Origin of the sequence: Sphingomonas sp. R86520 (assembly GCF_042466285.1) — a bacterium.
Taxonomy (GTDB): domain Bacteria; phylum Pseudomonadota; class Alphaproteobacteria; order Sphingomonadales; family Sphingomonadaceae; genus Sphingomonas.
The window spans coordinates 2,665,305-2,679,214 of the sequence record NZ_JAXHBZ010000001.1 but is presented as its reverse complement, the minus strand read 5'-3'; the positions used below and the strand labels follow the sequence as shown (position 1 = coordinate 2,679,214).

The 13,910-nt window shown below is 65.2% G+C and carries 11 protein-coding genes; 8 read left to right on the top strand and 3 right to left on the bottom strand.

Going from position 1 to position 13,910, the window contains the following annotated elements:
- Window positions 1-77 precede the first annotated feature (77 nt).
- From SJY41_RS12175 to SJY41_RS12165, 3 genes are read right to left on the bottom strand one after another with little or no spacing between them, the layout of a single operon-like run.
- Complete coding sequence (locus SJY41_RS12175) at window positions 78-1,685, bottom strand: efflux transporter outer membrane subunit (protein WP_380782037.1); 1,608 nt, start codon at window positions 1,683-1,685, stop codon at window positions 78-80.
- Entirely contained in the window at window positions 1,682-4,978 is a 3,297-nt protein-coding gene (locus SJY41_RS12170) for a multidrug efflux RND transporter permease subunit (RefSeq protein ID WP_380782036.1), read from the bottom strand. Before SJY41_RS12170 ends, SJY41_RS12175 begins: the two co-directional genes overlap by 4 nt.
- 6 nt (window positions 4,979-4,984) lie before the next feature.
- The gene (locus SJY41_RS12165; protein ID WP_380782034.1) at window positions 4,985-6,169 is read right to left on the bottom strand and encodes an efflux RND transporter periplasmic adaptor subunit; all 1,185 of its coding nucleotides are present in this window, start codon (window positions 6,167-6,169) and stop codon (window positions 4,985-4,987) included.
- A 404-nt stretch (window positions 6,170-6,573) separates the two neighbouring features.
- Here SJY41_RS12165 and rpiA point away from each other — a divergent pair, with 404 nt between their 5' ends.
- From rpiA to SJY41_RS12125, 8 genes are all read left to right on the top strand, one after another.
- Window positions 6,574-7,254, top strand: a complete 681-nt coding sequence (rpiA, locus tag SJY41_RS12160) for a ribose-5-phosphate isomerase RpiA (protein ID WP_380782032.1) — start codon at window positions 6,574-6,576, stop codon at window positions 7,252-7,254.
- A 71-nt stretch (window positions 7,255-7,325) separates the two neighbouring features.
- Window positions 7,326-9,419: a transketolase gene (tkt, locus tag SJY41_RS12155; protein ID WP_380782030.1), complete on the top strand. Its 2,094-nt coding sequence runs from the start codon at window positions 7,326-7,328 to the stop codon at window positions 9,417-9,419.
- On the top strand, window positions 9,419-10,543 hold the full coding sequence (gene tal, locus SJY41_RS12150) for a transaldolase (protein ID WP_380782028.1): 1,125 nt from the start codon (window positions 9,419-9,421) through the stop codon (window positions 10,541-10,543). Before tkt ends, tal begins: the two co-directional genes overlap by 1 nt.
- Window positions 10,544-10,670: 127 nt before the next feature.
- On the top strand, window positions 10,671-11,654 hold the full coding sequence (gene gnd, locus SJY41_RS12145; RefSeq protein ID WP_380782026.1) for a phosphogluconate dehydrogenase (NAD(+)-dependent, decarboxylating): 984 nt from the start codon (window positions 10,671-10,673) through the stop codon (window positions 11,652-11,654).
- Window positions 11,651-12,478 carry a Cof-type HAD-IIB family hydrolase gene (locus SJY41_RS12140; RefSeq protein ID WP_380782024.1) on the top strand — a complete coding sequence of 276 codons (828 nt, stop codon included), beginning with the start codon at window positions 11,651-11,653 and terminating at the stop codon, window positions 12,476-12,478. The genes gnd and SJY41_RS12140 overlap by 4 nt, the downstream gene beginning before the upstream one ends.
- Window positions 12,475-13,218, top strand: a complete 744-nt coding sequence (locus SJY41_RS12135; RefSeq protein ID WP_380782022.1) for an HAD-IIB family hydrolase — start codon at window positions 12,475-12,477, stop codon at window positions 13,216-13,218. Before SJY41_RS12140 ends, SJY41_RS12135 begins: the two co-directional genes overlap by 4 nt.
- Before the next feature lie 22 nt (window positions 13,219-13,240).
- Window positions 13,241-13,696 (top strand): GreA/GreB family elongation factor, encoded by a 456-nt coding sequence (locus tag SJY41_RS12130; protein ID WP_380782020.1) that lies wholly within the window; start codon window positions 13,241-13,243, stop codon window positions 13,694-13,696.
- Entirely contained in the window at window positions 13,696-13,878 is a 183-nt protein-coding gene (locus SJY41_RS12125) for a hypothetical protein (RefSeq protein WP_055881387.1), read from the top strand. The genes SJY41_RS12130 and SJY41_RS12125 overlap by 1 nt, the downstream gene beginning before the upstream one ends.
- The last annotated feature ends 32 nt before the right edge of the window (window positions 13,879-13,910 follow it).

Here is a 13,910-nt window from a genome sequence, read left to right as displayed (position 1 = left end):
CCGTCGACGGCTACGCTGCAGATCGCCGAGGGTGTAGATGGCCGAGGGTCATGTCGACGGGCTCGGCTGACCGGAGCTTAGCTGCCTTCTGGTCGCGGCGCCCCGCTCGCCGTCACCGGCTGCGGACCATTGGCGGTCGCTTCCAACGTCGAGTCCCCGCCCAGCACGCGGTACAGCGTCACGCGGTTGCTCGCGCCGACCAGCTGCGTCGCGACCAGGTTGCGTTGCGCGGTGTAGAGCGAACGTTGCGCATCGAGCGAGTTCAGGAACGTGTCGATACCGCCGCGATACCGCGCGTCGGACAGCCGGAACGTGTCCTGCGCCGCCGCCGCGAAATTGACGTTGGCCTGAAGCTGATCCGCGATCGTGCCCTGGCGTGCCAATGCGTCGGCGGTTTCCTGGAACGCAGTCTGGATCGATTTCTCGTAGGTCGCCAGCGCAGCGTCACGCTGCGCCTTGGTATAGGCGACGTTGGCGACGCCGGCCCCTGCACGGAAGATCGGGTAGCTGATCGACGGCGCGACCGAATAGTTGAACGCGCCGCCCGCGAACAGCGACGACAGCGCGCTGCTGGCGAAGCCGAGGATGCCGGTCAGCGAAATCTTCGGGAACAGTTCCGCGCGCGCCGCGCCGATCTCCGCATTGGTGGCGCGCAGTTCATATTCGGCCTGCACGACGTCGGGGCGGCGCAGCAGGATGCTGCTGTCGAGCCCGGCTGGCAACGTGGCGACGGTCGGTAGCGCCTGCTCGATCGAGGCAGGGAGCAGGGCGGTATTCACCGGTGCGCCGACGAGGAGCTGCAACGCGTTGATATCCTGCGCGAGCGCGGTCTTCTGCGCGGCGAGATCGCTCTGTGCCGTGAACAGGATCTGCTGGGCCTGGCGGAGATCGGTGCGTGGTGCGACGCCGCCCTTGAGGCGTGCGTCGGTGAGCGTGACGCTGCGCTGCGAACTCGCGACGGTGTCCTGCGCGATTTTGAGCAGGCTCCGGTCCGACGCGTAGGTGAGCCAGGCATCGGCGATGTCGCCGACCAACGTCAGGCGGGTCGTGCGCGCGGCCGCCTCGGTCTCGAAATAGCGATCGAGCGCGGCGCCGGTCAGCGAGCGGATGCGGCCGAACAGGTCGAGCTCGAACGCGGTCGTGCCGAGGTCGACCGAGAAGGCGCTGTGCGAGCTGGACGTGCTGATGACCGATCCGGTGGTCCCCGTTCCGGTCCCGGTACCCGTCCCGGTGCCGCCGGTGCCCGTGCCGGTTCCTGTCCCCGTGCCGGTTCCCGTGCCTGTGCCTGCGCCAGTGCCCGTGCCGCTACCCGTGCCACTGGTCGCGGTGCTGCTCGCGCCATTGCCGCCGCCCGAATAGGTGTAGCGGCCGCTGCCGTCGATCTGCGGGAACAGGTCGCCGCGCTGGATGCGGTATTGCGCGCGGGCGGCGGCGATGTTGGCGGCGGCGACGCGCAGGTCGCGGTTGTTGGCCAGTGCCTGGACGATGATCTGCTGGAGACGCGGATCCTTGAACACGTCGCGGTAGGTGAACGCTGGCAACGCCGCCTCGGACTGGCGAAGATAGGCGTCGCCGACCGGCCATGACGGCGGGGTAGGGAGTTCGGTCCGCGCGTATTTCGGGGCCAGCGAGCAGCCGGCAAGGGCGGTCGAGGCGGCGAGGATCAGGACTAGCGAGCGCATCATGCGGGCTCCGGCCGGTGAGGGCCCTGTTGTTCAGGTGGGCCCTGTTGTTCGGGTGGACCCTGCGGTTCGTCGTGATCGCCGTCGGCTTGGTCGTGATGGCCACCCTGATGGCCGGTCGGCCTGCCGCGCAGCTTGGCGATGCCGTCGCGGGCGCCGCGGCGAACGAGGACGAAGAACAGCGGGATGTAGAAGATCGCCAGGATCGTCGCGGTCAGCATGCCGCCGACCACCGCGGTGCCGATCGCGATGCGGCTGTTCGCGCCGGCGCCGGTGGAGAGCGCCAGCGGGAGCACGCCGAGGATGAACGCGAACGAGGTCATCAGGATCGGCCGCAGTCGGATCTTCGCTGCGGACAGGGCCGCCTCGATGACGCGCTTGCCCTTCTTCTCCTCCTGCTCGGCGAACTCGATCATCAGGATCGCGTTCTTCGCCGCCAGCCCCATCGTCGTGAGCAGGCCGATCTGGAGATACACGTCGTTGATCAGGCCGCGCAGCGTGACCGCGAGGATCGCGCCGACCAGGCCGAGCGGAATCACGAGCAGCACGGCGATCGGGATCGACCAGCTCTCGTACAAGGCGGCAAGGCACAGGAACACGACCAACAGCGACAGCCCGTACAGGACCGGCGCCTGGCCCGAAGACAGGCGCTCCTGATAGGACAGGCCCGACCAGGCTACCGAGGTGCCGGGAATCTGGCCGGCAAGCTCGGCGATCTTGGCCATCGCATCGCCCGAGCTGACCCCGGTCGCGCCGGCACCCTGGATCTCGTACGAGGCGATACCGTTGAAGCGTGACAGTGTCGTCGGCGCCTGGCCCCAGCTGGTCTTGGCGAACGACGAGAACGGCGCCATCTGCCCGTTCGAGCCGCGCACGAACCACTGGCTCAGGTCGGACGGTGAGGCGCGGAACTGGGCGTCGCCCTGGACATAGACGCGCTTCACGCGGCCGCGGTCGATGAAGTCGTTGACGTAACTGCCGCCCCACGCGGTCGACAGCGTCGAGTTCACGTTTGCCTGGGTCAGTCCGAGCGTCGACAATTTCTGTTGGTCGGCGTCGACGCGCAGCGTGGCGACGTCGGGCAGTTCGGTCAGGCGGATCGACGTCAGCGACGAGTCGGCACGGGCGAGCGCGAGCAGCTTGTCGCGAGCGGCGTTGAACTCGACCTGGGTCAGGCTGCCGGTATTCTGCAGCTCCATCGTAAAGCCGTTCGACGAGCCGAGACCACGCACGGCCGGCGGGACGAGCGAATAGACCTGCGCATCACGGAAGCCCGCGAACGCCTGAGACGCCCGCTTGGTGATCGCGTCGGCAGTGTTCTCCTTGCCCTTGCGGTCGTCCCAGGGTGCGAACGCGACGAAGCCTTGCCCCGTGTTCTGGCCACTCGCGCCGCCACCACCGCCGCCGCTGACGGTGAACATCGTGCCGACGTTCGCCTTCTCGTTCTTGTAGTAATATTGCTCGATCTGCTTTTGCAGCGCGAAGGTACGGCCTTGCGTGGCGCCGGCGGGAAGCTGGAACTGGACGATCCCGGTGCCCTGGTCCTCGGTCGGCAGGAAGCCGGTCGGCAGGCGCAGGAACATCACCGCGAGCAACGCGACGATCGCTACGTAGATCAGCAGGAACAGCCATTTGCGGTCGATCACCGACTGCACCGCGCCCGAGTATTTCCGGATGCCCTTGTCGAAGGTCGTGTTGAACTTGTCCCCGGCGTTGCGGAAGAAATGCGTCACCGCCGGGAACTTGCGCTCGCCCCAGCTCTGCTCGGGGTTGCCGTCGGCGTCCTTTTTCTTCTGCTTCAGCAGCGTCGCGGTAAGCGCAGGGCTGAGGATCAGCGCGACCAGCACCGACAGGACCATCGCCGACACCATCGTCAGCGAGAACTGGCGGTAGATCACGCCGGTCGAGCCGCCGAAGAACGCCATCGGCAGGAACACCGCCGACAGCACCAGCGCGATCGCGACCAGCGCGACGGTGATCTCGTTCATCGACTCGATCGTCGCCTCCCGAGGCGTCATCTCGGGATTTTCCTCCATCAGGCGCTCGACGTTCTCGACCACGACGATCGCGTCGTCGACGAGAAGACCGATCGCGAGCACGAGCCCGAACAGCGTCAACGTGTTGATCGAGAAGCCCGCGAGATAGAACACGCCGAACGTGCCGAGCAGCACGACCGGGACGGCGATCGTCGGGATCAGCGTCGCGCGCCAGCTCTGCAGGAACACGAACATGACGATGACGACGAGGATGACGGCTTCGATCAGCGTCTTCACGACCTCGTCGATCGACAGCTTGATGAAGTCCGTCGTATCGTTGGCGTAGGCGAACTTCAGACCGGGCGGGAAGCTCTTGGCGGACTGCGCGACGAACGCCTTGACCAGTTCGGCGGTCTTCAGCGCGTCGGCGCCAGGCGCGAGCAGCACGGCGATACCGGCGCCGGGATGCGCGTTGACGCGGCTGCGGGCGTTGTAGTTCTCGGCACCCAGCTCGATCCGGGCGACGTCGCGCAGCTTGACCGTCGCGCCGTCGTTGGTGGTCTTCAGGATGATGTTGGCGAACTGCTCGGGCGTCTGCAGGCGCGACTGTGCGGTGACGGTCGCGTTGAGCATCTGCGTGTCGGGCTGCGGCTGGCCGCCGAGCTCGCCGGCGGCGACTTCGGTGTTCTGCGACTGGATCGCGGTCGTGACGTCGCTCGGGATCAACTGGTAGCTGGCGAGCTTGTTCGGGTTCAGCCAGATCCGCATCGCGTACTGCGCGCCGAACACGTTGCTGTCGCCGATCCCGGGAATACGGCCGAGCGGGTCTTGCAGGTTCGAGACGAGATAGTCGGAGACGTCCTGGTTGGTCAGCTTGTCGGTCTCGTCATAGACGCCGACGATCAGGAGGTTGTCCGGGTTCGACTTGCGCACCACGAGGCCCTGCTGCTGCACCTGCGTGGGGAGGCGGGACAGCGTCTGCTGGACCTGGTTCTGCACCTGGACCTGCGCGATGTCGGGATCGGTGCCCTTCTCGAAAGTCACCGTTATAGTCACCGACCCCCGCGAACTGGACGACGAACTGAAATAAATCAGCCCGTCGATGCCGGTCAGCGATTGCTCGACGACCTGCGTGACGCTGTTCTGGATGGTCTGCGCGTTGGCCCCGGGGAAGGTCGCGCGAACGGTCACCTGCGGAGGCGCGACGTCGGGGTACTGCGCGATCGGCAGGCTCATGATCGCGGCGATTCCGCCAAGCATCACGATGATCGCAAGCACCCAGGCGAAGATCGGGCGATCGATGAAGACACGGGATAACATAAGGGCTTAGCCGGCCTTCTTTTGGCTGGACTGGCCACCCGAGGAATCGTTCTTGGGCGCTTCAATGCGTTGCGCGGCGTTTTCGGGCACTGGCTTCACGCTCTGGTTCGGAGCGATCTTCGACAGGCCCTGCGTGACGACCTTGTCGCCGGCGTTGAGCCCGCTGGTGACCACCCAGAAGGCGCCCTGCGTACGGTCGGCCTTGACGGTCTTCTGTACCGCCTTGTTGTTCGCCTCGATAACATAGACCGTGGCGTTACCCTTTGCGTCGCGGGCGAGGCCGGCTTGGGGCACCAGGAACGCGCGCTGGTTGATCGACTGCGCGAACTTCGCCTGGACGAACATGCCGGGCAGCAGCAGACCCTGCGCATTGGGAAAGCGCGCGCGCAGCGTCACGGTGCCGGTCTCGGTGTTGACGAGCGCCTCGGCGAACTCGACCGAGCCAGTGGCACCATAGTCGCTGCCGTCTTCCAACGTGAGGCGGACTTCGGCGCGGGTCGGGACGATGCCGTTCTGACCGAGCGAACGCCTGAGCGCGAGCAGGTCGCCCGAGGATTGCTGGATGTCGACGAACATCGGGTCGAGCCGCTGGATCTGCGCCAGTGGATCGGTCTGCGTCGCGGACACGAGCGCGCCGACGGTGAACAGCGAGCGCCCGATGCGGCCGGTGATCGGCGCGGGAACGGTGGTGAACTTCAGGTTGATTCGTGCGGTTTCCAGCGCGGCGCGGGTCTGCGCGACCGAGGCCGTCGCTTGGCGCGAGGTGGCGATCGCGTTGGTGTAATCCTGCTTGCTGATCGCTTCCATCTCGGCGAGCGGCTTGTAGCGATCGGCGAGCACTTTCTGCGCCTGCTGGTTGGCCTGCGCACTTTGCAGGTTCGCCTGCGCCTCGTTGGTCGCGGCGCGATAGAGGCGCTGGTCTATCTCGTAGAGCGGTTGACCCTTCTGGACGAGCGACCCTTCGGTGAAGAAGCGGCGGCGAATGATGCCGGTCACCTGGGGCCGCACGTCCGAACTCTCGAACGCGGTGGTGCGCCCGCTGAGTTCGGTGGTCATTGCGACGCTGGAGGGCTGGACGACGACATAGCCGACGGTCGGCGTGCCTTGGCCGGGCTGACCAGCCTTGCCCTTCCCTTGCGCCTTGTCGTCGCCGCCTGAGCAGCCGGCAAGAGCGACCAGAGCAGGCGCCATGAGGAGGGCGCACCGTCGCGCAGTGAATCGTGTGGCTATCAAGTCTGGTATCCGCTCGCGAACAGGTGTGGGCAGGCCTAAACCACGGGGATGTACCAGAAGTGTGTCAGTTGAAAAGCGGACGGGAAAAATAGCGTTGGATAGAGTAACCTGGATGATTGCGGGTGAGCGGCATCCGGTCGGTCACTTGGTTGGCGTGTCCGAGATTGTTCCCACGCGAAGGCTGAGACCCAGACTGGGCTCCCGCCTTCGCGGGAGAACTGGACAGGGAGCACCTCACCCGATGCACGTCTTCGGCCTCCGCAAGGTGTTGCTTCGCTCGCGAGTCCCGCAAACTAAACCTTCTCGAATGTGTTGAAGCGTGGACGCCGGAACGAGCCCGGCATGACGGATGGGGTGGGCCGATGGTTTCGATCGATGACGACAAGCGGGCGGCGGCTGTTGCAGCGGTGGCCGAAGTGCAGGACCGGATGCTGGTCGGCCTCGGCACCGGGTCGACCGCGGCGTTCGCGATCCGGGCGCTTGGCGAGCGTGTTGCCGCGGGGCTGCAAATCCGTGCGGTGGTCACCTCCGACGCAAGCGGCGTGCTCGCGCGGGACGTCGGGATCGAGGTGCTCGACTTCGCCGACATCGCTCGCGTCGACCTGACGATCGACGGCGCGGACGAGATCGACTCGCGGTGCTTCGCGATCAAGGGGGCAGGGGGCGCGATGTTGCGGGAGAAGGTCGTCGCCGCGTCATCGGCACGGATGATCGTGATCGCCGATCGGTCAAAGCGCGTTGAGCAGATCGGTGCCGCCAAGCTGCCCATCGAAGTGCTGCCGTTCGCCGGGAGCTATGTGATGCGCGTGCTTGCCGGCTTGGGCGCCGCGCCGGAGATTCGTTGCAACTATCGGACGGATCAGGACAATCTCGTAATCGACTGTCACTTCCACGCACTCGAAGACCCTCGCGCCACCGCCGCCATGCTCGCCGCGATCCCTGGCATTCTCGGCCACGGGCTGTTCCTCGACGAGGTCGCGGCCGCGTATATTGCTACGGACGGCATCGTTACGCGACTGGAACGGGCGGGTGCATCGGCCTAAAGGCTTCCTATCTTGGCAACCAGATCGGATGCGCGGCGTTCGGTCACAGTCTAGAGCGAGGCTTTACCTTCATGTCCGATACCGCAACCGCCCCTGCCACCAAGGCGGACCCGAACCTGCACGAGGACGGTTCGCCCGAACGCCTCGCGATCGATACCATTCGCACGTTGTCGATGGACGCGGTGCAGAAGGCCAATTCCGGTCACCCCGGCACGCCGATGGCGCTGGCGCCGGTCGGCTACACGCTCTGGTCGAAATTTCTGCGCTATGATCCCAAGCACGCCGACTGGCCCAACCGCGACCGCTTCGTGCTGTCGGTCGGGCATGCGTCGATGCTGCTCTATTCGCTGATCCACCTCGCCAAGATCGAGGAGATTGACGCCGAGGGTAACAAGACCGGCAAGGAGGCTGTCAGCCTCGCGGACATCGAGCAGTTCCGCCAGCTGTCGTCCAAGACCCCGGGCCACCCCGAATACCGCCACACCACCGGTGTAGAGACCACCACGGGTCCGCTCGGCCAGGGTTGCGGCAATTCGGTCGGTATGGCGATCGCGGAGCGCTGGCTCGCGGCGCGCTACAACAAGGACGGCTTCACGCTGTTCGACCATGACGTCTACACGATCTGTGGCGACGGCGACATGATGGAGGGCGTTTCGGCCGAGGCCGCGAGCCTTGCCGGGCACCTCAAGCTCAGCAATTTGTGCTGGATCTACGACAGCAACCACATCTCGATCGAGGGCGCGACCGATCTCGCGTTCGACGAGGATGTCGGCCTGCGCTTCGACGCCTATGGCTGGAACGTTATCCACATCGACGATGCGAACGACACCGCCGCGCTGAGCCGCGCGATCGAGACGTTCAAGGCGACCACCGACAAGCCGACCTTCATCGTCGTGCATTCGGTGATCGGCTACGGAAGCCCCAAGGCGGGCAGTGAGAAGGCGCACGGCGAGCCGCTCGGCGAGGAGAATATCCGCCTTACCAAGCAGGCGTATGGCTGGCCCGAGGACAAGTCGTTCTACGTGCCGGACGGCGTGATCGAGCATTTCAACGGTGCGATCGCCGAGCGTGGCGCCAAGCTGCGCGACGAGTGGGTCGAGCTGACCGACAAGTATCGCGGTGCCTATCCCGAGCTGTCCGCCGAGCTCGACCTGTTGCTCAAGGACGAACTGCCCGAGGGCTGGGATGCCGACATTCCGACCTTCGAGGCGGATGCTAAGGGCGTTGCCAGTCGCGATTCGGGCGGCAAGGTGCTCAACGCGATCGCGGGCAAGGTGCCGTGGCTGATCGGTGGTTCGGCCGATCTCGCGCCGTCGACCAAGACCGATATCAAGGGTCAGCCCTCGTTCGAGGCGGAGAATTACGCCGGCCGGAACTTCCACTTCGGCATCCGCGAACACGGCATGGGCGCGATCGTCAACGGCATGGCGCTGTCGCATCTGCGTTCGTACGGCTCCACTTTCCTGGTGTTCGCGGACTACATGCGCGCGCCGGTGCGCCTGTCCGCGATCATGGAGGTCGGCGCGATCTGGGTGTTCACGCACGATTCGATCGGTGTCGGCGAGGACGGCCCGACGCACCAGCCGATCGAGCATCTCGCCACGTTGCGCGCGATTCCCGGTCTCGACACGATCCGTCCGAGCGACGCGAACGAAGTCGTCGCGGCGTGGAAGGCGGTTCTGAAGGACGCCAGCACTCCAGCCGCGCTGATCATGTCGCGCCAGGCTTTGCCGACGCTCGACCGGACCAAGTACGCGAGCGCCGATGGGCTCGAGAAGGGCGGCTATGTCCTCGCCGATAGCGACGGCACGCCCGACGTGATCCTGATCGCGACCGGCAGCGAAGTGTCGCTGGTCGTCGAGGCGCACGAAAAGCTGACTGCGGACGGCGTGAAGAGCCGGGTCGTGTCGATGCCGAGCTGGTATCGTTACGAACTGCAGGACGCCGCGTACAAGGAAAGCGTGTTGCCACGTGAAGTGCGCGCGCGCGTTGCGGTCGAGATGGCCGGGTCGATCGGTTGGGACCGCTATGTCGGCCTCGATGGCGCGACCGTGACGATGTCGACCTTCGGGGCTTCGGCACCGCTCGCCAAGCTGCAGGACAAGTTCGGGTTCACCGTCGACAATGTCGTCAAGGTCGCCCGCCAAGTGATGGAGACCAAGTGATGGGTGCGCTCAACGATCTCGAAGGCTTTGGCCAGGCGGTATGGCTAGATTTCGTCGACCGGAAGTTCCTGGAGGCCGGTGGTCTCCAGAAGCTGGTCGACGAGGACGGCCTGACCGGCGTCACGTCGAACCCGTCGATCTTCGAAAAGGCGATGGGTCACGGCAATGCTTACGACGCGACGCTGGCCGAGTACGACAAGCAGCATACCGGCGCGGCGACGATCGACCGCTACGAGCATCTGGCGATCCAGGACATCAAGGCGGCTGCAGAGACGTTGAAGCCGGTCTACGACAAGCTCGACGCGAAGGACGGATATGTCAGCCTGGAGGTGTCGCCGTACATTTCGGACGATACCGACGCAACGATCGCTGAGGCGAAGAAGCTGTGGGGGATGGTCGACCGGCCGAACCTGATGATCAAGATCCCGGGGACGCTCGCGGGCGGTCCGGCGATCTCTTCGACGATCGCGAGCGGGATCAACGTCAACGTCACGCTGCTGTTTGCGCTCGACGCGTACATTCGCGTTGCCGAGGCTTATGCGGCGGGTCTGGAAGAGCGCGTCAAGCAGGGGCAGCCGATCGACAAGATCGCCAGCGTGGCCAGCTTCTTCGTCAGCCGGATCGACTCATCGATCGACAAGGAGATCGATGCGCGTCTTGAGAAGGGCGATGCCGAGGCCGAGGCGCTGAAGGCGGTCCGCGGCAAGGTCGCGATCGCCAACGCGAAGATGGCGTATCAATGGTATCTCGACTTCCTCAAGTCGGATCGCTGGCAGGCGCTTGCCGCCAAGGGTGCGCAGCCGCAGCGGCTGCTGTGGGCGTCGACCGGTGTGAAGGATCCGAGCTACCCCGATACGCTGTATATCGACACGCTGATCGGCAAGGACACCGTCAATACGATGCCGCCCAAGACGATGGACGCGTTCCGCGACCACGGCACCGCGGCGGAGACGATCACGCAGGATGTCGAGGGCGCCAAGCGCACGCTGGCCGAAGCCGAGCGGCTCGGCCTCGATCTCAATGGCGTGACTGGCAAGCTGGTCGAGGAGGGCGTCGCCTCGTTCGTGAAGGCGTTCGACGACCTGCTCGGCTCGATCGCGAAGAAGCAGCCCGCGACGGCGTAAACTTCTGTGCCCTCTCCCTTTCGGGGAGAGGGCCGGGGTGAGGGAAGCCGCGAGCGCTACCCTCCCCAACTGCCCCTCACCCCAACCCTCTCCCCGGCGGGGAGAGGGGGTAAGCAAGGAATTCCCCATGAAGATCGGACTGATCGGCCTCGGCCGGATGGGCGGCAACATCGCGCGCCGGTTGATGAAGAATGGCCACGAGATCGTCGCGTTCGACCGCGATGCCGACGCCGTGAAGAAGCTCGCCGCCGATGGCGCGATCGGTGCGGACTCGCTCGACGACATGCGCGAGAAGCTCGACACCCCGGCGATCTGGTGGGTGATGGTCCCGGCTGGCGAGCCGACTGAGAGCACCGTTCAGGCGATCGCCGCGAAGTCCAATGAAGGCGACATCATCATCGACGGCGGCAATAGCTTCTACAAGGACGACGTCCGCCGCGCGAAGGAACTGGCCGAGAAGGGCATTCACTATGTCGACGTCGGCACGTCGGGCGGCGTGTGGGGCTTGGAGCGCGGCTATTGCATGATGATCGGCGGCGACAAGGAAACGGTCGACCTGCTCGATCCGATCTTCGAGACGCTGGCGCCGGGCATGGGAACGATCGTCCGCACGCCGGGCCGCGTCGAGGGACAGGCCGATCCGCGCGCCGAGAAAGGCTATATCCACGCAGGCCCATCGGGCGCCGGGCACTTCGTCAAGATGGTCCATAACGGCATCGAATACGGCCTGATGCAGGCTTATGCCGAGGGCTTCGACATCCTCAAGGGCAAGTCCGGCGAGCATGTCGTCGAGGAAGAGCGTTTCGACATCAACCTGACCGACGTCGCCGAAGTGTGGCGTCGCGGCAGCGTGATCTCGTCCTGGCTGCTCGACCTGTCGGCGATCGCGCTGGCGAATGACGGCACGCTGGAAGGCTATAGCGGCAGCGTCGCGGACTCGGGCGAGGGCCAGTGGACGATCGACGCGGCGATGGAGGAGAAGGTGCCGGCCAACGTGCTGAGTGCCGCGCTCTACGCCCGCTATCGCAGCCGCGTCGAGCACACGTTCGGTGACAAGCTGTTGTCGGCGATGCGCTTCGGCTTTGGCGGTCACGTCGAGATGCCCCAGTGAGTGGTGCAGCAAGCGGCGCGATCAAGCTCCTGGTTTCTGATGTAGACGGCACGCTCGTCGACAAGGACAAAAAGGTCGCGCCCGCTACCGTGGATGCAGTCAAGCGGCTTAAGGCGGCTGGCCTCGGCTTCACGATCATCAGCGCGCGGCCGCGCTCGGGGATGATGCCGATCGCGGAATTGCTGGGCATCGACGAGCCTATGGGTGCGTTCAATGGTGGGATCGTGTTCAAGCGCGACGGTACCGTGATCGAGCATCACATGATCGACGTCGATGTCGTGCGCGGCGCGATGGAGATCGTCGGCGATGCAGCCGTGGATACGTGGTTCTTCGCGGACGACATTTGGTATGCCAGCACCGATCAGGGCGGGCATGTCGGCAGCGAGCGCAAGGCCTCGGCGCAGGACCCCGTGATCGTCTCCGACTTCACCGCTCTGCTCGCCAAGGCGGACAAGGTCACGTTCGTCAGCGACGACGAGGATTTGTTGCGCGACCTGCACGCGAAGGTCGCGGCAAAGTTCGATACGCAGGCAACGATCGTCCAGTCGCAAACCTATTATCTCGACATCACGCCGGTGGCCGGCAACAAGGGCAGCGGGATCGAGGAACTGGCGGACGCGTTCGGGATCTCGTTGACCGAAACCGCAGCGATCGGCGACCAGGCCAACGACATCGCGATGCTCAAGCGCGCCAAGCTGGCGATCGCGATGGGCAACGCACCGCAAGCCGTTCGCGACGTCGCGCACGAGATCACCAGCGCGAACGATGCCGATGGCGTCGCTCACGCGATCGACACATTCATCCTCACCGGAGTGCCCGCATGAAAGACCTCGTTGCCTTCGACCTCGACGGAACCCTGGCCGAAAGCAAGCAGCCCTTGCAGGAGCCGATGGGCGAGGCGCTGGCGAACCTGCTCGACGTCGCGCACGTCGCGGTGATCTCGGGCGGCGACTGGCCGCAGTTCGAAAAGCAGGTCGCGTCGCGGTTGCCCGAGCGGGCGGATCGCACGAAGCTGTGGCTGATGCCGACGACGGGCACGAAGCTGTACCGGTTCGATGACGAATGGCGTGCGGTGTATGCCGAGCTGTTCGAGGAGGACGAGAAGCAGAAGATCCTGAAGGCGTTCGACGAGGCGCTGGAAGCGACGGGCTTCGTTCCGGAGAAGACCTGGGGCGAGCGGATTGAGGATCGTGGCAGCCAGATCACGTTCTCCGCGCTCGGCCAGGAAGCGCCGATCGACGCCAAGCACCGCTGGGATCCCGACTTTGCCAAGCGCAAGGTTATCCAGGCCGATCTGCAGACACGCCTGCCGGGTCTGTCGATCAACATGGGCGGCGCGACCTCGATCGACATCACCCGCGAGGGTGTCGACAAGGCGTATGGCCTGAAGAAGCTCAGCGACGCGAGCGGAATCGCACTCGACAAGATGATGTTCATCGGCGACGCGATCTTCCCGGGCGGGAACGACTATCCCGCGGAGCAGCTTGGACTGGACGTCGTCAAGGTGAAGAATGTCGACGGGACGCTGGCGGCGATCGCCGGCATCGTCGCGTGCCTGAAGTAAGCCTTATGTTCGAAGTCGGGGCATGAGCGTCGCGTTTCGTCGCGAGAGTGACGAGGAACATCTCGAGCCGAAGTTCGAACAGCCGATCGCGCCGGGCCCTAATCTGGTCACGGCGCGGGGGCTGCAGCTGATCGACGAGCGGGTCGTAGCGATCGAGGTTGCGGTTGCGACGGAGACCGACGAGGAGGCGCGGAAGGTGCTTCTTCGCGATTTGCGCTATTGGCACACGCGGCAGACGACTGCCGAAATTGCGCCTTCGCCCGAAGAGGACGAGGTCGGGATCGGCTCGCGCGTTCGGGTGCGAATGAACGGGGCGGAGCGGGTGATTTCGATCGTCGGTGGCGACGAGGCCGAGCCGGGGGCGGATCTGCTGGCGTTTTCGGCACCCTTGGCGCGCGCGCTGATGGGGGCTGCGGTGGGCGAGACGGTTGCGTTTGCGGGTAAGGCCGACGCGATCGAAATTCTGGAGATCGAGTGATGGCTGAGGCGAAATTCGAACGGCATCGCCAGGCGTGGACCCAGGACGAAATCCAGAAGCTGCACACGCTTGCCAAAAAGGGCATGGCGCTGAAGGCGATCGCCAAGGCGCTGACGCGGAGCGAGGAGTCGGTGAAGGTTCGGGCGAAGGAGGACTCGCTGAATATTGCGAAGCTGCGGTAAGGTGAAAGAAGAGCCCTCTCCCCTGCGGGGAG

Bases quoted from the DNA above. Each gene is read 5' to 3' on its own strand.
- SJY41_RS12175 (WP_380782037.1), bottom strand. From the start codon at position 1,685: ATGATGCGCTCGCTAGTCCTGATCCTCGCCGCCTCGACCGCCCTTGCC.
- SJY41_RS12170 (WP_380782036.1), bottom strand. From the start codon at position 4,978: ATGTTATCCCGTGTCTTCATCGATCGCCCGATCTTCGCCTGGGTGCTT.
- SJY41_RS12165 (WP_380782034.1), bottom strand. From the start codon at position 6,169: ATGGCGCCTGCTCTGGTCGCTCTTGCCGGCTGCTCAGGCGGCGACGAC.
- rpiA (WP_380782032.1), top strand. From the start codon at position 6,574: ATGGTTTCGATCGATGACGACAAGCGGGCGGCGGCTGTTGCAGCGGTG.
- tkt (WP_380782030.1), top strand. From the start codon at position 7,326: ATGTCCGATACCGCAACCGCCCCTGCCACCAAGGCGGACCCGAACCTG.
- tal (WP_380782028.1), top strand. From the start codon at position 9,419: ATGGGTGCGCTCAACGATCTCGAAGGCTTTGGCCAGGCGGTATGGCTA.
- gnd (WP_380782026.1), top strand. From the start codon at position 10,671: ATGAAGATCGGACTGATCGGCCTCGGCCGGATGGGCGGCAACATCGCG.
- SJY41_RS12135 (WP_380782022.1), top strand. From the start codon at position 12,475: ATGAAAGACCTCGTTGCCTTCGACCTCGACGGAACCCTGGCCGAAAGC.
- SJY41_RS12130 (WP_380782020.1), top strand. From the start codon at position 13,241: ATGAGCGTCGCGTTTCGTCGCGAGAGTGACGAGGAACATCTCGAGCCG.
- SJY41_RS12125 (WP_055881387.1), top strand. From the start codon at position 13,696: ATGGCTGAGGCGAAATTCGAACGGCATCGCCAGGCGTGGACCCAGGAC.